General features: G+C 46.5%; 25 protein-coding genes and 1 pseudogene. 11 read left to right on the forward strand and 15 right to left on the reverse strand.

Annotated features, from left to right (window positions below; translation table 11 throughout):
- Window positions 1-4 precede the first annotated feature (4 nt).
- From merA to NNX04_RS22570, 6 genes and pseudogenes are all read right to left on the reverse strand, one after another.
- Window positions 5-1,672: a mercury(II) reductase gene (merA, locus tag NNX04_RS22545; RefSeq protein ID WP_020833624.1), complete on the reverse strand. Its 1,668-nt coding sequence runs from the start codon at window positions 1,670-1,672 to the stop codon at window positions 5-7.
- Window positions 1,673-1,709: 37 nt separating this feature from the next.
- Window positions 1,710-2,129, reverse strand: a complete 420-nt coding sequence (gene merC / locus NNX04_RS22550; RefSeq protein ID WP_007642843.1) for an organomercurial transporter MerC — start codon at window positions 2,127-2,129, stop codon at window positions 1,710-1,712.
- A gap of 3 nt (window positions 2,130-2,132) precedes the next feature.
- A complete protein-coding gene (gene merP, locus NNX04_RS22555) occupies window positions 2,133-2,408 on the reverse strand; it encodes a mercury resistance system periplasmic binding protein MerP (protein ID WP_011711647.1) in 276 nt (91 codons plus the stop codon).
- A gap of 55 nt (window positions 2,409-2,463) precedes the next feature.
- Window positions 2,464-2,811, reverse strand: coding sequence for a mercuric transporter MerT family protein (locus NNX04_RS22560; protein WP_007642845.1), 348 nt, complete (start codon window positions 2,809-2,811; stop codon window positions 2,464-2,466).
- A 93-nt stretch (window positions 2,812-2,904) separates the two neighbouring features.
- Complete coding sequence (gene merR / locus NNX04_RS22565; protein WP_040133151.1) at window positions 2,905-3,291, reverse strand: Hg(II)-responsive transcriptional regulator; 387 nt, start codon at window positions 3,289-3,291, stop codon at window positions 2,905-2,907.
- A 2-nt stretch (window positions 3,292-3,293) separates the two neighbouring features.
- Window positions 3,294-3,965: pseudogene (locus NNX04_RS22570) on the reverse strand (site-specific integrase); the annotation flags it as partial.
- On the opposite strand from NNX04_RS22570, the gene NNX04_RS22575 reads away from it, so the two are divergent.
- Window positions 3,881-4,162: a YnfA family protein gene (locus NNX04_RS22575; protein WP_410004099.1), complete on the forward strand. Its 282-nt coding sequence runs from the start codon at window positions 3,881-3,883 to the stop codon at window positions 4,160-4,162. The pseudogene NNX04_RS22570 and the gene NNX04_RS22575 sit on opposite strands and share 85 nt — an antisense overlap.
- 589 nt (window positions 4,163-4,751) lie before the next feature.
- On the opposite strand, the gene NNX04_RS22585 is transcribed toward NNX04_RS22575, so the two are convergent.
- Window positions 4,752-4,919 (reverse strand): hypothetical protein, encoded by a 168-nt coding sequence (locus NNX04_RS22585; protein ID WP_261948678.1) that lies wholly within the window; start codon window positions 4,917-4,919, stop codon window positions 4,752-4,754.
- A gap of 556 nt (window positions 4,920-5,475) precedes the next feature.
- Between NNX04_RS22585 and NNX04_RS22590 the strand changes: the two genes are divergently transcribed.
- Window positions 5,476-5,907, forward strand: coding sequence for a LexA family protein (locus tag NNX04_RS22590; RefSeq protein WP_261948679.1), 432 nt, complete (start codon window positions 5,476-5,478; stop codon window positions 5,905-5,907).
- A 23-nt stretch (window positions 5,908-5,930) separates the two neighbouring features.
- Window positions 5,931-7,187 (forward strand): Y-family DNA polymerase, encoded by a 1,257-nt coding sequence (locus NNX04_RS22595; RefSeq protein WP_261948680.1) that lies wholly within the window; start codon window positions 5,931-5,933, stop codon window positions 7,185-7,187.
- On the opposite strand, the gene NNX04_RS22600 is transcribed toward NNX04_RS22595, so the two are convergent.
- From NNX04_RS22600 to NNX04_RS22610, 3 genes are all read right to left on the reverse strand, one after another.
- Window positions 7,184-7,837, reverse strand: coding sequence for a hypothetical protein (locus tag NNX04_RS22600; protein ID WP_261948681.1), 654 nt, complete (start codon window positions 7,835-7,837; stop codon window positions 7,184-7,186). The genes NNX04_RS22595 and NNX04_RS22600 overlap by 4 nt on opposite strands.
- A gap of 2 nt (window positions 7,838-7,839) precedes the next feature.
- Window positions 7,840-8,190 (reverse strand): hypothetical protein, encoded by a 351-nt coding sequence (locus NNX04_RS22605; RefSeq protein ID WP_261948682.1) that lies wholly within the window; start codon window positions 8,188-8,190, stop codon window positions 7,840-7,842.
- 331 nt (window positions 8,191-8,521) lie between these two features.
- A complete protein-coding gene (locus NNX04_RS22610; RefSeq protein ID WP_261948683.1) occupies window positions 8,522-9,103 on the reverse strand; it encodes a hypothetical protein in 582 nt (193 codons plus the stop codon).
- A gap of 178 nt (window positions 9,104-9,281) precedes the next feature.
- Between NNX04_RS22610 and NNX04_RS22615 the strand changes: the two genes are divergently transcribed.
- Window positions 9,282-9,977, forward strand: a complete 696-nt coding sequence (locus tag NNX04_RS22615) for an SOS response-associated peptidase family protein (protein WP_261948684.1) — start codon at window positions 9,282-9,284, stop codon at window positions 9,975-9,977.
- A gap of 47 nt (window positions 9,978-10,024) precedes the next feature.
- Window positions 10,025-10,225, forward strand: a complete 201-nt coding sequence (locus NNX04_RS22620; protein WP_261948685.1) for a hypothetical protein — start codon at window positions 10,025-10,027, stop codon at window positions 10,223-10,225.
- A gap of 175 nt (window positions 10,226-10,400) precedes the next feature.
- On the opposite strand, the gene NNX04_RS22625 is transcribed toward NNX04_RS22620, so the two are convergent.
- The 4 genes from NNX04_RS22625 to NNX04_RS22640 all read right to left on the reverse strand — a co-directional run bounded on the left by NNX04_RS22625 (window position 10,401) and on the right by NNX04_RS22640 (window position 13,088).
- Window positions 10,401-10,703 (reverse strand): hypothetical protein, encoded by a 303-nt coding sequence (locus tag NNX04_RS22625; RefSeq protein WP_261948686.1) that lies wholly within the window; start codon window positions 10,701-10,703, stop codon window positions 10,401-10,403.
- A gap of 121 nt (window positions 10,704-10,824) precedes the next feature.
- Window positions 10,825-11,049 carry a hypothetical protein gene (locus NNX04_RS22630; RefSeq protein ID WP_261948687.1) on the reverse strand — a complete coding sequence of 75 codons (225 nt, stop codon included), beginning with the start codon at window positions 11,047-11,049 and terminating at the stop codon, window positions 10,825-10,827.
- A gap of 437 nt (window positions 11,050-11,486) precedes the next feature.
- Entirely contained in the window at window positions 11,487-11,753 is a 267-nt protein-coding gene (locus tag NNX04_RS22635; RefSeq protein WP_261948688.1) for a hypothetical protein, read from the reverse strand.
- 12 nt (window positions 11,754-11,765) lie between these two features.
- Window positions 11,766-13,088 (reverse strand): hypothetical protein, encoded by a 1,323-nt coding sequence (locus NNX04_RS22640; protein WP_261948689.1) that lies wholly within the window; start codon window positions 13,086-13,088, stop codon window positions 11,766-11,768.
- Window positions 13,089-13,795: 707 nt separating this feature from the next.
- Here NNX04_RS22640 and NNX04_RS22645 point away from each other — a divergent pair.
- Both NNX04_RS22645 and NNX04_RS22650 read left to right on the forward strand, forming a co-directional pair.
- Entirely contained in the window at window positions 13,796-14,848 is a 1,053-nt protein-coding gene (locus NNX04_RS22645) for a GNAT family N-acetyltransferase (RefSeq protein ID WP_261948690.1), read from the forward strand.
- Window positions 14,849-15,189: 341 nt separating this feature from the next.
- Window positions 15,190-15,753, forward strand: coding sequence for a DUF7673 family protein (locus tag NNX04_RS22650; protein ID WP_261948691.1), 564 nt, complete (start codon window positions 15,190-15,192; stop codon window positions 15,751-15,753).
- 248 nt (window positions 15,754-16,001) lie between these two features.
- On the opposite strand, the gene NNX04_RS22655 is transcribed toward NNX04_RS22650, so the two are convergent.
- Window positions 16,002-16,538: an endonuclease domain-containing protein gene (locus NNX04_RS22655; protein WP_261948692.1), complete on the reverse strand. Its 537-nt coding sequence runs from the start codon at window positions 16,536-16,538 to the stop codon at window positions 16,002-16,004.
- A gap of 368 nt (window positions 16,539-16,906) precedes the next feature.
- Between NNX04_RS22655 and NNX04_RS22660 the strand changes: the two genes are divergently transcribed.
- The 4 genes from NNX04_RS22660 to NNX04_RS22675 form a co-directional block, all read left to right on the forward strand.
- Complete coding sequence (locus tag NNX04_RS22660) at window positions 16,907-18,370, forward strand: hypothetical protein (protein WP_261948693.1); 1,464 nt, start codon at window positions 16,907-16,909, stop codon at window positions 18,368-18,370.
- Between the two features lie 9 nt (window positions 18,371-18,379).
- Window positions 18,380-20,014, forward strand: a complete 1,635-nt coding sequence (locus tag NNX04_RS22665; RefSeq protein WP_261948694.1) for a hypothetical protein — start codon at window positions 18,380-18,382, stop codon at window positions 20,012-20,014.
- A gap of 10 nt (window positions 20,015-20,024) precedes the next feature.
- Window positions 20,025-21,755, forward strand: coding sequence for an LPD23 domain-containing protein (locus NNX04_RS22670; RefSeq protein ID WP_261948695.1), 1,731 nt, complete (start codon window positions 20,025-20,027; stop codon window positions 21,753-21,755).
- 19 nt (window positions 21,756-21,774) lie between these two features.
- Window positions 21,775-22,666 (forward strand): hypothetical protein (locus NNX04_RS22675; RefSeq protein ID WP_261948696.1); only part of this gene is annotated, 892 nt, incomplete at its 3' end.

Below are 22,666 nucleotides of genomic sequence, written 5' to 3' on the forward strand. Positions count from 1 at the left end.
TCTCTTATCCTGCACAACAGGACAGTTCTTTGACATCCTTGTTAAAGGTTTGCGCGCAGAGCTTCAAACCTTCCACCATGGTGAGGTAAGGGAAAAGCTGGTCGGCTAATTCCGTCACCGTCATACGGTTGCGGATGGCTAAAGCCGCACTCTGGATCAGTTCGCCGCCTTCGTGAGCCAGGATCTGCGCGCCTAGCAACAACCCCGTTTCCTTCTCTGTGACCAGTTTGATAAAACCGTCGGTTTCAAAGTTGGCTAACGCACGTGGGACATTTTCCATACCCAGTACGCGGCTGTCGGTCTCAATATCCTGAGCCCTGGCTTGCTCCTCGGTCAGTCCGACGGTAGCCACCTGTGGATCGGTAAAGATCACGGCGGGCATGGTGGACAGATCCAGTTTGGCGTCGCCGCCCGTCATATTGATACCAGCACGGCTACCGGCGGCCGCGGCGACATAGACAAATTGCGGCATGTTAGAGCAGTCACCGGCAGCGTAAATACCAGCAACATTGGTTTCCATGCGTTCGTTAACAACGATTTCGCCCTTTTTGTTGGTGGTGACACCCACCGCGTCCAGATTGAGTTGGCTGGTATTGGCGTGTCGCCCGGTGCTTACCAGCAAACGATCACAACTGAGCTCGCCTGCATTAGTGTTCAGGGTGAATTGATTTCCATCGTGGGTCACTTGGGTGGCTTGCGTGTTGTTTAAAACTCGAATGCCTTCTTTTTCAAAACAGCCTGCCAGTTTTTCACCGATTATGGGGTCTTCACTGTAAAGTAGTGAGTGTCTTGCCAACACGGTGACTTCACTGCCCAATCGTCGGTAAGCCTGGGCAATTTCTAGCGCCACGACCGATGAACCAATCACCACCAGGTGCTGCGGCAATTCCTCGGCAAACAGCGCTTCGGTAGAGGTCCAGTAAGGCGTTTCGGCCAGCCCCTCGATGGGAGGAATGGTTGGCGTGGAGCCAGTGGCGATCAGGATTTTATCAGCAAAGATTTCCTGCTCAGTGCCATCATTTTTTCTGACTATCAGGGTGTTTGCATTTTTAAATTGCGCCCAACCTTTAAGTAAACTAAGCGCAGGATTTGTCTCTAGAATATTCTGATACTTTGCAGCGCGCAGCTCTTCGACTCGAGCGGTCTGCTGCTGAGCCAACAAGGCTCGACTCAATTGGGGCGCATGATTTTCCAGTCCGGCAAAGGGATTATTGCGTTGCTGCTGTGCCAATTGAGCGGCGCGGATCAAAATTTTTGAGGGTACGCAGCCGACATTCACGCAACAGCCGCCAATCACATCGGCTCCCTCAATAAGAGTGACCTTGGCACCACCTTCAGCGGCTTTGATAGCACAGGCAAAAGCGCCGGAACCCGTACCGATAATCGCCACATGTTGAGTTCGGTTGCTTTCTGTGTTGCTGGTATTTTCGTTGTCACAGTAGGCGTTCGGTGCTGTGTTTTCCGCTAAGGGGTTTTCTTTTGCGGTATAACCCAGGGCTTCAATCGCTCCAATGAGATCGGTTACGCTGACCCCACCGTTTGTGGTGATCGTTGCGCTGGCGTTTTCATAAGATATTTCAACCTTATTCACGCCTTCGATCGCATCGAGCGCTTCTTTAACGTGAGCGACGCAACTTGGACAGGTCATCCCTTCTATCGATAGTAAGATCATTCGTTTTCCTCAAATAGTAGTCAGGCATTGCGTCGTGTTAAACAGCACAGCTGTCATCATCACAGCGTTTATTCGCGGGTGAAAAAATATCCCAAAGCGATACGGCAACCATCAGGCCTAACGCTGAATAGGTGACATAGCTGCTCCAGCCGTATTGGAAAAACGGATAGAGCGATAACAGCAATAAAATGGGGCCGACCACACCCAGCGCACTACGGTGCCATTGCCGGTGGCTGAACCAGCCAAGTCCGTTGAGTACCAGGGCAATCCAGGCAAACAACGGTAACAGGGTATTAACAAACAAACCTTCCCATTGGCTGAGAAAACCCAACCCGACCGCAGCGCCCAGGCTGGCGATGGCCGGGAAACACATGGCGCATCCCATAGCAGAAACCAGCGCGCCCAATGAGCTAATCTTATCGCCGAAACGGGTCAGTAACTGTATTAGCATTTCCATGCTTTACTCCTTGAGCGTTGATGGATAACCCGCATTAGTGGTGGCTTCGGTCAGTGCTTTTACTGTGGTTTTTTCGTCGTCGAATGTGACAACTGCCAATTTGGTTTCAAAGGTGACTTCAGCTTTACTCACACCCTCAACATTTTTTAAGGCATTTTTGACCGTAAAGGGGCAGGTCACACAGTTCATGGTTGGAACTTCCAAAGTAACTGTTTTCGGCGCAGCAAAAGCGGTCAGGCTGGTCAAGGCTAGCAAAGACAACAAGGCAATTTTCTTCATCATTTTCTCCAGTAACGTATTAAGTCATTAATAAAAGTGAGCGGTAAGAAAGTATTCAGGCAAACCAGACAATCCAATAATTGCTGGTGACTAGCACCAACGCAGTCAGTGCCGTTAACCAAAAGATCACCTGCCGGCGTTTTCGCACTTGAGGAACTGCACAGGCGGTGCCTGGCTCACAGTCCTCAACGGGGCGATAGACCTTCCAGCCTGCGAAGCCAAATAAGGCTAAAACCAGCAGGATAAAAATGGGACGATAAGGTTCTAACAAGGTTAAATTACCAATCCAGGAGCCACTCACGCCTAGCAGCAACAACACGAAAGGACCAGCGCAGCACAGGCCAGCGCCAACAGCCGCGATAACGCCGCCAATAATAGGTAGATTGGATTCTTTCTGTGACACGACTTACTCCTCTGATTTCAGTGTATGGAGCAAGTGTAATCTCCGTACCGATGTACGGAGTCAAACGTTTTTGTGATGCCCGTGTAAAACTAATTAAGGTTGCAGGGAGTCGATAATGGGACAATGTGAGTCATCGTTATTACTCTGACATTGCGTCAATAATGCCTTGAGTGCGCTTTCGAGCCGCTTCAGATCGGCAATTTTTTCCATGACGGCGCTGAGTTTATACTCGGCCAGCTCCTGCACCTGAGCACATGGGCGGTCATTCAAGCTTAGCAGGTTGGCGATCTCTTCCAGGGTAAACCCCAATTCTTGCGCCCGCTTAATGAACCGGATGCGATTAACCGTTTCATCGGGATAATGGCGGTAGCCCAACTCGGGTTTTGGCGGTTGCTCTATTAATCCACGACGCTCATAGAAGCGAACGGTTTCTATATTGATAGCCAGTTCTTTGGCAACTTTACTGATAGTTCTTGTCATGTTCATATCTCTTTTACCCGAACGGTATCTATAAGAACCGCCATTTTCTCCATCAATATATGGGTAGCGTTATTGGAGAGCTGCTGTCCTTCTTCAATGTACTCCCAGACGGTGGCATCGCTCTTCCATCCGCCTTGCTTTTTAATCAACTCAAAATCAACTCGTTCTCGGGCTGCCGATGTAGAGAGGCCGCGCCGGAAGCTATGGCTGCTCAATTCCGGTACAAAATCGAACTGGCAGGCGTTACCCAAAGTCTTGAGTAATTCATTAATGGCACTGGGATTCAACGCTTTAGGCTGAATCTTATCCCACCGGTTAATGGGGCGAAAAACCGGACCTTCATTAATGCCACCCAGTTCTATCCAGTTTTTCATGGCCGTAGCAGGACAGCAGTCTGGTGCACCGAAAGGTAATGCTCGCACTAAGCCGGAGGCTTGTTGATCGGTCTTGGAACTAGACAGCCGGATGAGAAGTCCTTCAGGTTCCCACACCAGATCACCGTAGCGAATGGCCACCAATTCGCTACGGCGAAAGGCACCGAAAAAGCCGGTCAACACCAGCGCGATATCCCTCAGTTTCTTTTTGGTGGTTGGTAGTTGCCGCAAATGATTCACCATTTGGGCGACGTGCTCCAAGCGCAATGCCTTGGCTTTGCGCTTGGGTTTCGCTGGCGTTATTTGCGTGGCTGTTGACGCTTCACCCAACGGCGGCAGGTCGCACTTATGCTGCCTATGCGGGCATATATCTGGGCGTTGCTCTCCTCTGGTTGCGTATTGTTGACGGAGTGGCGCTCACCCGTTGGGACATCGCGGGGGCTTTGGTCGCATTGGTAGGGGTTACCATCATCGTTATACAGCCAACGGCCGATTAGGCAAGGCGCCATAATGTTGAATAATATCAGCCGCTTATGCTCAAAGTGGCTAAATCCAACGCTTTTACCGGCCGGACCTCTTATACGCTGCGCGACCCAACTGGATAATGCTTGTCGATGCTGCGGTGCAACAATGTAAGCCACTCGGGACTTGTTGGTTTTTGTGTATTGCGCAGGAATGATGAATGTTTTCTTTAGCTCACCCGTAGGCCAGCACACATCTTTAATTTTTAACCGAGCCACTTCATTGATACGCATGCCGGAGCCAAAAAGCATCCATACAATAGCGACATTCCTTATACCTACCTCGCCGCGATAAGCGCGCCACAAAACGTCCGTAAGCTGACTGGGGCGATCAATTACTTGCGCCTTTCCCTCCCCAGGTTCGTACAAATCAACAAGGCGTTTTACCGGTCTAGTTTTAGATACCATACTACTGTCTATATATCCAATAAGTGCCAAATTCCAATGATGCACAATTGGGTAAGCCAAAGCAAGGCAAATTCAGGTGGTTTGGGGGTTCATTGGAATCAAGCCACCACCCCCACTTGCGCTATTGAAAAAACGCCGGTGAAATATCCCCAGACTTCTACTTTTCCTTATATGTGCGAATCACTTTTGGCAACAACGATAAAATCACTGATAGTGATAGCATCATCCCTGCAATTCCCGCCAGAAGTAAAAAATTGTCCACTCCGCTTGATGACGCCTCTCCAGAGAAGCTGAAAAGAAATTGCATGAAGGTTCCAAATTTCATATTGAATTCTCCGGGCGCTTTTGCGCCAATCAAGTTAGGCAACGCGACTCAATAAATCGCTTTTAAATGCGCCAAATAAAGTCGGCGCTGGTAAATCTGGTTATTGCTGGCAGTAGCAGTTCCACTATTTCACTCAAGATTTGGTCGTAACTCCTCTTGTGGGATTTCCTATCCAACCCATGCTTTCCATTAACTCATCACGACTTGCGAAAGTAATTTTGCGTGCGCAAAAAAACGCACGGCTAGGATGCTTCAGGATTTAGGAACTGTTGTATGGTTGAAGCAGGCAAATGCTTCAGTATTTATGATGAGTTGAACATTCTCGGAGTTTTGGTGTGTTTTTGCGTGAGCTTATGACGCAGTACTCTCTGAAACTTAGAAGGCTGAGCAATGTGTGGTTATGACCGTAGGCATAGCATCAACGATCTACCCAACCTGGCTAGGTATCAGCTCCTACGAGTGGAGCACTTGGCGTAACCGCTTTGGGGCCACCATTGAGAGAATTGACAAAATATACCTATCTGGCAAATACTGTATGTATTTACAGGTTTGTATCGTGAAAATCCTCCCCTCCCTGCCTTCGCTTCCCCTACCCTTGCCGCTTTTTGGTCATCGTGTGAGAGCAGGTTTTCCATCACCGGCAGAAAGTTTTATTGAAAAGCGTCTTGATCTTAATGAGCATCTGATAGCGCATCCCAGCGCGACCTATTTCTGTTATGCCGAAGGCGACTCAATGCGCGGCTATGGAATTGACAGTGGGGATCTCTTGATAGTCGATCGCGCTTTGGAAGAAATTAACGGGGATGTGATCATCGCTGCGGTCGAAGGAGAATTGACCTGTAAGTGCTTAGATAAAAAGCACGGTAGGCTAGTTTCCGGCAACCCTGATTACCCACCAATCCCAATCGATATGATCGACAGCGCCATTTGTGAGGGTGTTGTTATCGCGTCTATCCGATATCACAGAAAGCCGTGGCTTGGCGGCTAGTGCAAGCTGATATTGGTGCCTGTATGTTTGGAATTATTGACTGCAATCGATTCTACGCCAGCGCGGAGCAATTATTTCGCCCGGAGCTGCGCCACAAACCGGTGATATGCCTATCGAATAACGATGGGGCTATAGTGAGCTTGTCACCTGAAGCAAGCGCGCTGGGAATACCAAAGTTTGTGCCCTATTTTAAAGTCGAGCAATTGGTTCGTAAGCACAATGTTGCAGTATTCAGCAGTAACTACACCCTCTACGGCGATATTTCCAACCGTGTCATGCAAACAGTGCAGCGCTTTGCGAGTGAGGTTGAAATCTACAGCATCGACGAAATCTTCATAGAGCCGGTATCCCTGTGGGGCGATCTTAAAACCTATGGGCAATTAATACGGCGCACCGTGGCGAAGGAAGTTGGAATCGGTGTGGGTGTGGGTTTCGGTCCTACGAAGACACTGGCCAAAGCATCGAATCGCTGTGCAAAGAAACTCCCCTCTCTTAACGGCGTGTGCGCGCTCGAAACGGAAATGCAGCGGGAATGGTTGCTCAAGCGTATCGAAGTGGGTGATGTGTGGGGTATTGGTAGTCGCCTTGCCAAGCGGTTACAGGCGATAGGTGTTCATACTGCATGGGATCTATCCAAAACACCCGCTAAGCGCATCAGACAGCATTTAAATGTCTGTGTGGAGCGCACAGTGGAAGAACTGAATGGAGTTAGCTGTCTGGATCTTGAAAGTATGCCCCCGGCAAAGCAGCAGATCTTCTGCACCCGGTCTTTTGGGGAGCGTTTAACTAACCTGGAACCAATTCAGCAGGCGATCGCACACCATGCCTCTACTGCAGCGGAAAAGCTGCGCAAGGCAGGTATGCACACACAGCACATTCAAGTGTTTTTACAGACAAGCCCATTCAAGCCAAACTTTTACTACGAATCTGCCACGATCGCACTCCCATACCCTACTGACGATACGTGCGCGATCGCGCGCTATGCGACACATGCGGTAAAGGGGTTATTCGTGGAGGGGATGGAATTCAGTAAAACCGGTATAGGGCTTCTAAATTTGATTCCGAAGGGGGTGGCGCAGCATGACCTATTTGCAGAGCCGATCGCCCGGACAAACGAAAATCTGATGAAGGTGTTTGATTGCATCAATGCGAAGTACGGGAGGGGTACCGTGAAAGTGGCAGCGGCTAAAACAGAAAAAGGATGGCAGGCAAAGAGCCAAACTGTTTCGCCGCGATACACCACTTGTTGGAGTGAGTTGCCGCGTGTTAAGTGCGTTTAAACAGAGAGCGTGGCTAAGTGTAGGTTTTGCTTGATCATCAACCCTTCCAAACCATCGTTCGAGCCAGACCACATTTTGTATTTAATATCGTCGGATTCAACTTTGCTCGCGCCACCCTGTTTTAGTGCATCATACAAATCATCTTTAGGGATCTTGTGATTTATATTGCTGCTAATGACGTAAAAATTAATAACGCCCTGCACTCCCAGTAATTTTGCCGCGCCCATTACCGCCTTACAAACGCCGGAATACAGCTTTTTGTTTTCAATAATCAGGTCGTGCTTGCTGAGCGTCTTCTGGTGGTCGCTATTCAGGTTTTTGACGTAAACATCGCCAATAATGTCAGACGCTTTTGCCTTGTAGTGATCCATGCCAATTTTCACGGATGCTACAATGTCCTGCGGTTTAGTCGCGTCAATACTGAATACCCACACGTCTCCGTCAATGATGGCCGCTTCTTTGGTTATGAGATTTTTGGTGCTTTGGAAGTATGAAATTGGCGTATCAGGATTTTTTGCCTTCCATACACCAACAGAGTCGAAGGATGTACGCAAAATAAAATCCTTTTTATCCCGGCCATTATTAAAAATTAGGGTGCAATCTGTTTTGAATGCGGGTTTGCATTCCGCGAGTGATAGTGCTCCTTTCACGTCTAACTCCCTGTTCCAATGATGATGGCTTCATCATCTGCTTCTGCTTCGGATGATATCGCGTATGTAAAAACGGCCAGCCTATCGCCATCCATTTTTGCTAGCCCATCTCGAATATCCTTGGCTGTGTAACCTGCTTCGTCTGAGCTGACTTGAAAGGTTGAGAGCTCATTGCAGGAGCTAACTTCGGTGGGGGTGATGCCAAGTGCCTTGGTGTACTGCAGGAGGTTGGTTAAAGCTTCAGATAGCTCATTACCCTTGGCAAGACACACTGCGCGCATGGTTGTTGAACCATCCATGTTTAACTCTGAGGTGTCACTTAAATCACCGACAAAGCCGATTATCCAAGTCATTTTAATACTCCATTTATGAAAGCCAGCGAGGTTATCAGCAATTAAGTAAGCTTAATGTGAATCGCCTCGCTCTTTCCCTGTATTAGATTTTAAAGCTTACGATTTGGCAATCGTCTATGTCGTAACCGGCAACAAATGATGGCGAGCTCCCATTTAGCCAAATGTCTGAGTATTCGACTCCGGGGATGGCGCGCACATCTTCCTGAAGTTGCTGCAGGTACAGGTGGTTTGCAGCTTTAAATGATTCAGCTTCTTGTAAAGATGTGAAGTTAGTCATCACTGGGCTCGCAGAGTAGTTAATGTATCCACAAGTAAAAACTTCGCCTTTGGTTTATTGGTAGCTCCGTGGGGTGTTCCATTGTTCAATCAGTTGTTTGTGAATGTTTAAATAACGGCTGCGGAACTCAGCGGTATCTAAGTGCTTGGTATTTTCAAAAGCGATAACTTGCACCTTTGCTACATAAGTCCCGGCCTCAGTCATACTGCGGTCGTCATCGTTAATGAGGACGGCATAATCAACAACACCAGCAAGCGACTCACATTCAAGGACGCGCGTGTAATTGACCGGCAACAGAGTATCGTACAGTGACGAGAAGCCTATCTTTTTGATACTCAGGTCGGGGTCAAAAATGTTCTTTTTGCTTTCGCAGTGAACACCGATTGGTGCGATAAATCTTTGGGTTGCCTTATTACCGGAAGAGACGAACCATAGTGCGGTTTTTTTAATGCCACTGTCCTCAAACATTTTGGTGTTGACTCGACCATCCATGCGCATGCGTCCAATCGCATTAGTTTGAGATTTGGCCGAATCAACAAGGACGCCAGAAAGGCTCTCTTGATTCACGACTGGGGCATTATTTGCGCAAGCAGAAATGACAAGGGTAACAATTGCTAAACTAATCGCTCTAACCATTTTGAATATCCTGTTTTCTGTAAAGTTTAGTGGGTAAAACAGGCGTTATTGTCCTATAAAGCGGACCCCGAGTAAAAAGAAAATGATGGAATATTTATATTAAATGGAAATCCAACTTTGCTAATTCTCTTAGAATCAGAATGGATTTTCACTGATTGAGATCAATTAAGGAGGCTGTATGTGTGGTTATGTTAGAAGGGATTTTTCAGCAGCGGATTTGCCCGGTTTCATGCGAGCAATGGGCATGCCCCAGCTCTTCCAGGACGCTCCGCAACCTGATTATCCAATGCACTTTTATCCTGCCTTTGGCGGAGCAGCTGGAAAGATAATTCCCGATTTAATCATAAGTGACAAAACCGAAGCTAAAACGGTAAATGCGACCTGGTGGTTTGATTGCCATGAAGAGGACGGGCAGCTAATCGTTGGCTCCCGAACAACCTTTAATGCCAGGAATTTGAAAAGTCCATTTTGGAAGGGCGCGCTTCGTCACCATCGCGCAATCGTACTGGCAACCGCAATCGGAGAAGGGAAAAATATCAATGGGAAAAACACGCACTTTTTAGTTGAAGGGAGTCCACCACTATTGCTGGGCGCAGTGTATCGAGAATTCCCGTCCGGGCATTACAGCACTGCGATCATTACCCGTGATGCGCACCCGAGATTTGATAAGTATCACGATAAGGCGTTTCCATTTTTCTTGCCGCCGGAACCGGAAATACTGAAACGCTGGCTCAGCCCGGTACCAGAAACTGATTCCGTGATAAGTGATCTTCTGGAGCACCCGGCAATATATAACGATTTGAAAATCACAAAAGTCAAAACATTGAAAGGCGGCGTGGCGATGGCTGAACCAGAGTTTTTGCGCCCTGACTAAAATTAACCTGTATAATTAATAAGCTATCAAAATCAGAGGGGATTCCCATGGCGAAAACAGCCCGACTCAGAGGTCCAATTATCAGTTTCAGAATGTCCATTGATGGAAAAATCAGAGAAACGTATGAGTCACCACTGATGGAAATTCTGAAAGAAAAAGGATACGAGGTGACGGATGAGCGCGAGATTACAACATTGGAGGAAATGGACAAAATACATAAATTTATGCTGTCTCGCGTAAACAAATAGGCACTTCCAAAAAACAAATGCCGCTCTCAGGCGGCATTTGGGTCAGATTTAAAAATTAGTCAATTCCCCACATCCTTGGTTAGAGCCAATCGATCATTGATGTACCTCTCGCATCAATCTCATCGCAATTTAGCTCACAGTCCACATTGATTTCATTCATATACCGCTGAATAAATTATTCAGCGGTAACATTATTCCATTCGTCATCATAGACTTGGTCAGAGCCACAAGCGCCACAGATATTGTCTATGTGGACTTCAATCTCCACCTCACCGGTCGAGCTTAAATCTCCCATTTGATCATCATCTAAGGACAAACGATTCAGTTCAACTTGCTCCTTGGTGATGAAAACTGATCCAGTTTTTAATATCTGATCAAGTTGTCCCGCACTTAAATCCTGTAAATCGATATAAACGTTAACTGTGCCCTGGCAATGATGGTCTGAACCATCACCGCATTTAACTTCGTACATTGACATAACAACTCCATAGAACATTTGACACGTTTACTTCGAATAGCAACCGGCCAGTTGTTTTGGCCGTCATAGATAAATCTCCTTCTTTGTGATCGATCGTGAACCTAAATTTAACGTGTTTCCTTTATGCCTTCTTGCTGATATTGGAATATTGATTGAAAAAACCTTCAGCGTAAGTATTCAACAGTTGTTGCAACCCGCCAGCCTGTTTAACGCGTGCATTCATTGCTGCAGCGCCATAAACGATATTCCCATTCGGCATTTCATACGGTGAATACCACATATCTCTTACTGTTTCATCGGTACGGGTGTTTGGTTTTTTAAAAGGTACAACATTATTGCTTTTCATAAATACTCCGAAAAATGTTGCTGCAACGATCGACACGAAAACCACGGCCTTTGGTTGTGGCCGTCATAGATATTTACCTCCTTCATATGTTGTGGCGCCTAAAACAAGGTATGGAAAATTTACAAAAGGGTCAACCTCGAAATAAATAGGTTTTAAGAACGAAAGTTCTTAAAAAAGATACTTAATATTCGGAATTCGCGCGCTGTTAAAACTTTGCTGAGAACTTCTACGAAAACGCCAGCAGAATATAAAAACTAAAAGTCAGAGATGCTTGAGCGAGGTTCGTGAAATGTTTGCCAATTGTCATGTGTGATCATGTTGAGTGGCTGGTACTACGAAAACGACTGCCGTTTTAAGAAAGCATGCAAGGTCTACGATATTTCATAGACCTGAACATCAAAGATTGATGATAACTTCGTCGAAAAATGTATCTTGGTTTAAAATTCACCGCGCTCAAGGCCATCGGCATCAAAGCAATTGCCACCGTCTCCGCCATCCCAGTTATAGCAATCCAAATGAGCGATTATCAGATTGCCCATTTCATGGGAGTCATTAAAGCGCAGAGAGCCCGAGCCGGAACCCCCAAAAATCTGAATTCCGTGCTTCTCAGCTTCTTTTGCGGAATTACTCAATTTTCGCGCAATGCTGCGAACTACTTTCACATCAAGGCCTGCAGCTTCTATTTCTTCAATATTTACGAGCATAGTTACCCTTGTTCATGAAAATTGCTCTGCCCATGCCAGCATGTCGTTAACTGCCTGCATCGATGGCCTCATCGCCAATACTGCATCCAGCTCGATATTGCGATCGGCACTGTATACCTTCGCGGCTTGCGCCCAGGCAGACTCCAAGCCGTGTTTGGATATGCTGAACCTCCTTTGAGAACGGTCAGCTGCCAATTGCACTATGACGGTTGGATTCAAACCGTCTGCTACTTTACGCGGCCCTAACCACAATCCGGGGAAGGCGGTTGCGGAGTATGGATTTTTCTTTGTGGTCACTGGCGGCTTGGCTTTGCGTTCGGGCGCATCGCTGTACCAAAAGTAAAACTGCAGATCCCCAAATGGGACGGTAGTTAACCTTTTGCTGGATACCCGCTCTAAAGGGCCCATTGCCTGTACATTCTTTTTGTTTCCATCTGCAGTCGCAGCAGTTTCTTCATACACATTCAACGACGGTGTGAATACAGGATCAGTTGCAAGACATAGAATAGGATTGGCCGCATACCCGGCTGTACGCCTGCGAATCTTGCCGTCCACATAGGCCGACCTGAACCGGTGACTCACCAAAGGGCTTTTGGTATTTTCGCGGCGCACACGAAAGGCAATTTCCTTGGTTTGGTCGATAGCAGAGTATTTGATGATATCCGCATCTAATTCCTGCCGGATTTGCGGGTCCATATGAGGTGTTACCTCTCGAATTCGCAGCATATCTGCAACTAAATCTGCGATAGTACGGCGCGCGGTCGGTCTGGCATTGGCTTTAAACCAGCGGATAGTCAACGGTGCGCCGTCCACGATCGGTATTTTCCGATCGGTTGCATCCAGGTTAAGTCGGCCTTCTCCAATATGACGCAATAAATTGCGCATATTCTCACTGGCAATCCGACTATCAAATTCCTCACTTGCACTGCGACCGGCCACAAGTCGAATGCTGTAATGCAATTCCTCCCAATCGGCCTTCATGCCATTAAGCACAACCGCGTGCTGAAGTGTGGCTCGATCGACAGCGGCAACCGCGGCTAATGCCGGTGTTTTGGTATATCCATCCCTATTGTTCCAATACTGCAGAAATTCTGCGACCGCAGGACGCGCGGAATCCCAATCACTCAAGATGGTGTCGTCAAAATTGAAGTACGCAAAACCTGTGCTGGCCAACACCCCTTCACTTACGCGCGCTGCTTGCGCCTGCAGTGCGGCCAATCTATCTGACACGTATGGCGTCCATGAGGACATTTCAAGGCCTGCGCCAAGCCCGTCCAGCAGCTCTACTGCTTGGGCGTATTGCTCCGGGTAGGAGAGTTTCTTTTTGGGTGGCATTACCCCCTCCACTGATTAACCGCTTTTAAAGATTTAAGAATATATGAGGATCGCAAATAATACCATACGCACACGATACCACCCCCATGGTCGGGGTACTCCCTTCTTATGGTCGTATGTGCCACTCTGCAGCTATGCGTGGGGGGCCCCCGGCCCCGCCCCCCACGCAAGCATCGCTGCGCGATGCAGGTGCTACGTTAGTGATAAGAAGTAATCAGGAGTTTGGGGGTGGCGTAAGAAGGTGCGGCGAGGGGGTTGGTCTGCGTAGCGTGCGTATGGTATTACCTGCGAGCCTTAATTATTAGTTAGGGTTGCCTCGGGCTAATCCAGGCGAGCTTTTAGTGTTGTGAATTCGTGTGACTTTAAAGGTACCCGCATTTTGCTATCAAAGTCTGGCAGCGAATTGCTAGCATAATGTGGCACAATCCAGCATAGATTCGCGCAGCACTTTCATTTTAATTGATGGTGATTGGTCACTCTGGCCATGCTAAACACGCCCCTCCCCCTCTCCCCCTCTTGACTCCAGGTCAATCATTTTTAATCACGAATTTAGGTCAGGGGTGTTCGTCTTCACGTCAATTCAGCAACTATCGACCGTTCGCTTAATGAAATGTGGCGCGGGAATATTCGTTATTCGTTAAATATTGGCTAGAATCCAATTTTGTTTACTTGCGCGCTTGTTAAATCATTTGGGTACGGAGTTGGCAGTGGAAATCAAAAATGAGGCAGTACCCGGATATGAAGATATTCACCAAGAAAAGCCTTACATCGATGCGTATACAGTCGGCGAAGTTGCTTATATAGACACTCTTTACGTCCCCCCTCCTTTTCGTAAACAAGGCATTGGGGCAAAGCTGGTTAATGACTGGTTGGCCACTCTTGAGCCCGGAGTTAAGCGCGTAAAGCTTATGGCTGCGACTCTAGGCGGTAGCGATAGCATGAAGTTCTGGAAAAAGCTCGGATTTACCCCTGCCTATACCGGTGCCCTTTATGATGAAATCGAAAATGCACTTACTCTCGGTGTAAACGGCTACAGCACTCCTGCGCCCGAAGTCATCGCGCCCGAAGATGATTGCCGACATTGGATTGAAGATGTCGAAGATGAACTTCACTTCCAGAAAAATCCTCAAGTAAAAACCACATTGACGCTTTACCACGGCACAAAGCTTGATAATTTTTTTCAACGTTTCGATGCTGCTCTATCTGGCAAAGGCGTAGGTGCCAATGCTTTTGATCAAGGCAATAAGTTTTATTTAACTGAAAGCTTACCCGCTGCTAAGTGGTTTGCAGCCATGGCAGAGCAGAATCGCACGCTCTTGGATGATAAAACCACCTTGGATGATTTAGGCAAAGTACACAAACTATCTGGCAGCGTTATTGAGTTTGACGCGACCAAGGCGCGCATCAAACAACTGGAATACATGCCGCGCGGGTTCGATGATTATCACCTTACTGCGGACGAATTGATTGAACAGGCCAGACAAGAAGGATTTGATGCTGTGTCCTTCCCCGATCGTGGGTTCGACACCGTTGAGGGCGACAGGTTTGTGCATGACATGATGACCAAGCATGGTCTGCCGCGCTCAATTATCGTAATCAATCACGATAAATTTATAGCTTCCCGATTGCTGTCTCGTGATGAAAGCGCAAAAGTTCTAACTGAAACTAATCACCTAAATCAGCTTGATCTTACGTCGATAGATTTAAATGATGTGACTGTCACACATAAAAAACAGCTGACCCAAGCTATCAGCTTATAAGGAACTAGGTCTAACCTATACTCGACCAGGATGCTGGGAAGCTGCAAATTGCTATCAAAGTCTGGCAGCGAATTGCTAGCATAAGGTTGCTACGTCCCCCCTCCTTTTCGTAAACAAGGCATTGGGGCAAAGCTGGTTAATGACTGGTTGGCCACTCTTGAGCCCGGAGTTAAGCGAGTAAAGTTTATGGTTGCGACTCTAGGCGGTAGCGATAGCATTAAGTTCTGGAGTCAGATCGGAAAAACCCATAGTTTCAATTACTAGGCGAGTTAAATAGAGAATATGTCGGTAGTTAGTAGATCATTCTCTCTACCACCGGTGGTCGTCAGGTTGGACTTAGCATGAGTAAAGAAATGCCGGAAGATATTATTGCAACAATCAAAGAGCAGGAATTTCTACATAGCCAGTTGTCAGTAACTGAAATTGATTACCGGGCAGCAGTTTTACTTTTGGTTGGTGTGGCTCAAAATGACACCTCAAACGCGAGGGTTGCTGCCCAGGTTCTACTTTCACTCTATAACGGCTATGAATACCACGTGGATCTCACCGACTTGGGCTTACTGGATTATAAAATCTTACAAGCTGCGCTAATTGCGATTCGCGGAAGAATATTCGTGTCAGTTGAACCACATGAAATTATTGAAGATGGTCAGGCGATATTCAAACGGTTGGCGCAACAATGGCCAACTCTGCATGTTGATAATCGAAATCCTCATGTTGTGGGTTTCCGACTTAGAAAGGAGGTGACAGAATCTGCAATTAAGGAAGCAATACAGAGCCTAAAAAAAACGGATAAAAAAGTTACCAAAGTGGAAGTTGCGCGCTTGGTTGGGATTAGCCGAGAGCATGTTTCAAAATCTTATGGATATCTTTTTCCTAAAAAAGATCGATCACAACCAAAATAATGAATTCAGGGATGGCGCAACCAAGCCTACTTCGCCTATCGTATTGAATAAATCGAATCTGAATCGCTGATGCAGGACGCCAGACCACTAAATCGAAATTTTCTGCTCTGGCCACTCTCTAACTCAACATCACATTCCAAGTCCTTCCCTGCTCCCGACTGAAATTGCATGGCCTCAACTATGTGTTCATTGGTCATCGATAAACCTCATAGTAATGATAGTGAGTTTGCTAAATTTTTAGTTTCTAGTTAATTGCTGAGCTCAATAACAGACGCAGCCAATTGCGCCTTGAACAATTCAGTCATGAATGGTCTGTACAAATTGTGCGTTGCCAGTATTTGCGCGATAACGCCGTCGATATCGTTCTTCACTTGCGCATAGTAGTAAGCAAGCACGATATAGCCGGTGCTTGCCAGCAGGTTGCGTTTAACCCTATCTGACTGAAACTGTTCTTTGCTGCGGTGCGGTCCGTATCCGTCCATTTCCACGACTACGCGCGACTCAGGCAAATAGATATCGCAGCGGTATTTTCTGCCCGGCACCAATCCCTCGACTTCCCACATAGCGATGCCAGGATACGCCTTCTCCAGTGCATCAAATATCTTCCTCTGAGGATCTTCACCACTTTTACCTTTTGCTTGATTGGGAAAAAGCGCCGCACCTGCAGCGAGGCTAAGGCGCTGGGTGATTTTCTTTGCTTGTACGTCCATTTCCGCGCGTAGTGATTTTGCTTTCTGTGCAGAAAGTAACCCTTGTTTCTGTGCTTCTTTAATTGATAACGCCATTTACAGCTTTTCCCTCATCAAATACTAAAATTTATATTTTGGGATAATACTATTATTCTGCATTCTATGAGAAAATAACGGCATGCGCGCACTTAGCCCTTTTGCCTTGGGTACCCGTCGAAAGTGGGCGCATTTCATTCAACGTCACCCTCGGGTGGCGTTTTTTTTTGCCATTTTTTGATCAGAAACGTGCAATTAGCACCCCCATAGAGCAACAACCAACCACTCCAAGTGAATGTATGGTACGCATAACCTGCCGTTTGACTTATTTGCACATTATAGTAATATCCTGCTTGTGGGATTATATATTGATCCTGCAATCCATCTGCCGCCATGCGGCTGGTGCCAATATTATGTAGATGCCATGTATGAATAACTCGATTGCCGAAAAGCTTAGAAGCCTTCCGCAGTTTTCGCGTATTCGCCGTGAAGATGCTCAAAGGTGGATATCGCACGTAGCAGAGCGCCAGCCTGAGCGCTTGCTGTGGTTAATAGATCGCCTTGGTAATGGTTTTGGTGGTAGCGAGTCTGGTGCCCTGCTTCTTGAAGCAATGGGACGCCCTGCTCTCTTTACTTCTGCTCCTGAGCTGGTTAATGAAAAGCTCATGCGCATATTGCCTGCGCCAACCAACCGATTTATGCGGAAAGGCACAATTTTAGAAGAGGCCGTAATCAGGGCCACCTTGAAACTGTACGGTGGTGAGCGTGATAACGCTGTCCTTGATTCCTTTAAATCTAGCAACCCAAATGATCCATTCGGTATTTCAGGAAATATTGATTTCCCATGGATTCGCAGTGATGGCGTTAGAGTTCTGGCCGATGTAAAAGTCCCAGGATCTGGCGAGGAACAGCTATCAAATTCGGATAAGGATTTCCATTATTGCGTCCAGCTCAATCACTACAACATGATGAGCAAAGCCCGCAATCTCCCCGCATTTGATCAACTACAAAATATTCATCTCGAACTACCCCCGGTACTGACTGACGCATTTATTGACCGCTTATCGCGCGGAGGCCAAGCAGAGCTGAATGCAGTAGTTGATGACATGGTTGCATTGCTGAAGTATGAGCGCCCTGGCATGCGGTTGAATTTTTCCGATCAACCGATTAATCCAACAATCGATTTCAATGGCGTTGATCGCCCACTAGAAGAATTGATTGCTGAAATCTGCGCTGTGAACTGGCAATGCGTGATTGACGGTAACGTCCCTGAGCTTGATCTACGCGCCGACCATGTACTCAGTGATACAGAAAAAGGAGAGCTCGTAACAAAAGAATCAGAGCTAATACGCCTGCAAGCTGCCCAAAAAGCCATTGAGGCAAAAATTAAGGGCATTCAGGAGGATATCGGCACTATCTGTGCGTCTGTAAGTGAGCAAGGCGCTCTCGGGCAGTCAAGTCACATCAACATTTCGCGCAAGCCGGTGTTGGATGAAGAACAAGCTATAGACCTTCTGACGCGATATGGTGTTGACGTATCCACCCTTCGTAAAGACAGACCAAAGTTAAACATTCGTGATTACGACACCTTAGCCATGGCTGAAAAGCTACAAGAGCTAAAAGTCGATATGTCGGCATTTATATCCCCTGCTCCAATTGATCCAGACAAATTGATTTCACAAGTGGAATTAGTGGGGATCAACCCCGGGCGTCTTATTTCCTATGAAACGTCAATTCTAGTCAGCCGGAAAAAAGAAACGCAAACCCTCCTTAAATCATTGACCGAACAAGCAACTCCTTTGGTGGATGTTGCTATTGCTGCGCTTGATAAGCCGGTACAGCAAACAGTCGATCAGACAACCGAAAACTCCACTGCCCGAATTAAACGATAGGTGCCAAACATGAGCGAAGATTTATTACAGGCCTTTGGCGTAAAAAAAACAAATTCATCACTTGAAAATGTACCGATTTCAGTTACCGGCTACATCTTGCCGAATCCTGGTGGTAATGAAACGGAACAATCAGCTCGGGTTACGGGTGTTCGTTGGGATACGGGAGAAAAGGTTGAAGTTGCATTGCGATCTGTTGGAAACGGCTCTCGCCCGTTGATAGCGCAATTTCATGATGACAGAAATAGTTCTACGCCCGTCACCACGGCAGTTGGCGGCACACTGATTGTAGAGGCTGCATACGTCGATAGTTCGCTTACTGCGCTGGGTGGAAATAATGTCACAGTCTTAAACGGTCGTTGGTTGAATCGTGTAAGCCCTAACCAGCAAGAAGGATGGGCACTGCGAACCTTGGCGCGAGTAAATCAGCCACGCTTTAAAAATGCCAATAATCCTGCTGATGGAAAGACTCAAACCATCACGCTTATGGCTGCAGATAAAGCGATGCACGTTAATACCATGAGCGATCTTGATGCCGCTGTACTTAATGCGCTCGACTCAGCAGCACGCGATGCAGATAAAAAATGGTTCAACCGCCCCGGAGCCGTAAATGTTTTTGTGCGACTTTCCTCTGGCACTGAAAGCAATTTGATAGAAATGAGTGCCGGGTATTACCAGCCAGCAGATAAAGAATACTCTGAACCAAAAACACGAAATATGGTTCAAGCCGATTTAGCAAATAACCAGTTTTGGCAGCAAAAACGCAGCGTTTTAGAAAAAGCAATGGCAAATCCAAATTACCAAGTTGAGGTGATTCCAGGAAGCACCATTTTTGTTGGCCGTAAAACCATGCAAAAAAATATGCAATCGGATAATGGACCAATCAAAGGTATTAGCCGTGAGCTGGATGGAAAGGCAACCTCACTATTTACCGAGTCAGTAATTGGGATTAGAAAATCTCCAAACTCGGGCTTACCTCAAGCTCTTTTTGTGAGCCCTTTTAAGCGTAACCAAGTAGCCAGCTTGACCGGCAAGCCCAATGCCGAAGAAAGCAAGCTATTTGGACAGGAACTTAGTCAAAACCAAAATATTACAGCTGAGCAAGCGCAAGCGACGCCAGCGCAAGCCTCACCGGCACCTGTGAATATCCCTACCGCACCAACTGCGGAAGTGCAGCAGCCGATCGGGCAGACAGGCACCGCTCAACAGCCCATTTTACCAATTGAGGTGCGTACCAATCGGACAGATTCAACAAAGCTGGTTGTACTCGCTAAAAATGATAAGCAGGCTCAAACACTTCAAAAAATCGCCTCAGATATAAACGTAGTTTATGAAGCTAACCACAGAGCGATCGTAATTAACAAAAATCAACTTCCTTCAGTATTGCAATCCGCAAAACGGGATATGCACGAAATCCACATTGCGGAAAGCAAACCACAAATTAATCAGCAACCAGCATCACAACCAATAGCTGCAAGCATTCCTCCGGTTGAGGAATCCCCGGTCATTGCTGCGGAACCTGTAAGTAAGCCTGAAGAAATTACTTCTCAGGAGCCGGTTGATCTTAGTCAATTGGATTTGAGCAATTTAGATCTGGATAGCGTTTTGTCAGCTGCATACCAACCAACTAACAATCAAACCCGATAAGGAAAATTACATGTCTTACTCTCATACATCCAATTGGATCGATTCATTTTTACACCAAGATGAAGGCGCGCTTTTTCAATTTGCTGGGGCTCATTCTCTAACAGCAAACAGACTAGCACTTGAAGCCGCAAAGCAATTTATTGCCGAAGGTAGAGATGAATCAGCGGTAAGACAAAAAACGGGTTGGTTTATGGGTGAAGATGATTGCTGGCGATATGAAATTAGCGATCGTGAATCACAATTAAATATTACTGCATTTGAGCGCCAGGGGGACACACTGATTTTTAACGGCAAGCTTAAAGATCTGATAGATCACCCCAAGTTATTTGCCGCGTATCCATTACTGGCTAACCTTCAAGTCAATGCAAATATTGCTAGAGGGATGGAAGATAACGGAGGCTTTCGCCATGCGATAGTTGGTGCAGATCAAATTCATAAGCCTAACATTACTGCTCAAAGCAATAATTTCAACTCACTGCAAGAAAATCTTCTGCATGAAATTCAGCACGCTATTCAAAACGTTGAACAATTTGCAGCTGGAACCAACTCAGATTTTTTGTGGGAAGCTTATTTAACTGCTCTTTCAGACCGTGAAGCAGACCTAAATGATCGCCTGAAGGATTTGCGTATCACAAATGACAACAAAGGAATTATTGGGCGTGAAATTGACATTATTGAAGCTGAACTGTCACATATTGCCTACGCATTTGATCAAGCTCAACAAGGACACTGGAACGATCACTTTCATTCACTATATATGAATCATGCTGGTGAACGCGAGGCAAGGCTTACGGCTAAAGATTGGAAATTAACTGATGAAGAGCGCTCAAATCGTACCCCGGCGCTGCCTCAAGTTTCATCATTTAAACCAATAATCGTTTTCAACGGCACGCCCTTCCAAAATATAGCTGCTGAGTTAAACCTAACACCTAAAGCGAACATCACCCTTTTACCCCGCGAATCGTTAATGAAATTAACGCACGCGGCCAACCGCGATACGTTTAATCATGAATGCGGACATATGTTTCTGCATTTTGAAGGTATCACCGCTCAAGGTCGGCGCCCTTCTCCATTCCAAAATAAGATTCTTGATTATTTGGGTGTTAATTCATTTAACGATATCAAGCGAGTCCACGACGAAAAGTTCGCGCGGGGGTTTGAGCAATTTTTACGTGAAAGAGAAGCTGAAGCTAATGCACCAAAAGGTATGAATAAAGTTTTTGGGACTATGAAGGATTGGGTCGGCAACCTTGGCAAAACTCTCATTGAGAAAGAAGAGCCGTTATCACCGGCTGCGCGAGCTATGTTTGAGGAAATGATTTCTACCCGGATGGAGCCAAACCCTATCAACGTTGATCAAGCCGAAAAGCATTCACGGCTGCTGGCAATGAAATTGGTCAAGACAGGCATTTATGAACGCGGCGAAGCTTACAGCTGCGCGCAAATGTTCGCTTCCTACGCGCTCGCTAAATGTGAGCGTGATCCTGATTTCCCAACGGTTGACCGGGTTTTCGATCAACTTAATTTGAAAATTGAACAAGCCGCTGTAGAAGACCTACAAGCAGATATTAAATTTGATTTTGAGTCCTTTGATTTAAACACCTTAGTGCGCGACAAAATTCAACGGTTCGCGTCACCCCCAAATGAGAATCCATTAAACCAATATGATTTAAACGATATTGGTAATGATTTGACTCAAGACAGAACACACACTGTAACTCGTACTAGCTTAGCGCGCTAACCGTATTAGGAATAAGAAAATGGTATCGAATGTTAAATTGCCTTGGCTCGATTTCACTAAACACAATGAATATACGGGTGAGAATGTAAGGGCTTTCTCCGTAAACCATCCTGTCGCCGGTAGATTGGTTGTCATTAAAGGATTGTCCAATACGTTTGATTCTAGCATGAGATCAATTGGATTCTCTTTTACTAAAGATGGATCATTTGTGATTAAGGCTTCGCAATTGAACGTTGCCGCTCTTCAAAGCAAAGTGATACCCATGCTGGCAATGAAAGAAGTTTCATTGTCAGATATCGATTTAACGGTGCAGTTTACACAAAGCCAATCGCCCCAAGTGCAGACGCCTAGCCAATCACCTGCTATTGAGCAGAATGAAACAAATGCAGCTACAGCGACCACTAGACTGCACCCAGGATTGAACTGGCTTTCACGCTCAAGCCGTGCTCAGGATAATGAGCAGTATTCATTGTATGACGGGATCTTGCCTACGACCGTGGCTGAATCGTTATGGTCGTATCTGGACGACACAGCAGACAAAGAAGAACTGCTAAATGGCCAAACATTGTATCGCGGCGCATTTGACGGAAAGGCCTTTTTGATTATCAAGCGCACCAGACTATTAGGTAGCGCGCAAAAGATCCGTTATTTTGAAGCTGAAAGCCCCACGCTAATTCCTGATCCCGCGATACGCCTGCAGGCTCCTGCAGTGTTCCAATTGAGCGATACAATTAAAAGCCAGCTTGATGAAATTGATCGTTTTTACGGATTTAAAATTGGCACTTTCGCAGAAGCAGATTTCACCCCCAGCCGCAAACTAAACAACAAGATCGCACAAAACACGATTAATGCCTCAGATGAATATGATGGCGCCATAACCAGCTCATCGATCGCAACCAATCGCCCAATGG

Source organism: Cellvibrio sp. QJXJ, from assembly GCF_024452345.1.
Lineage (GTDB): Bacteria > Pseudomonadota > Gammaproteobacteria > Pseudomonadales > Cellvibrionaceae > Cellvibrio.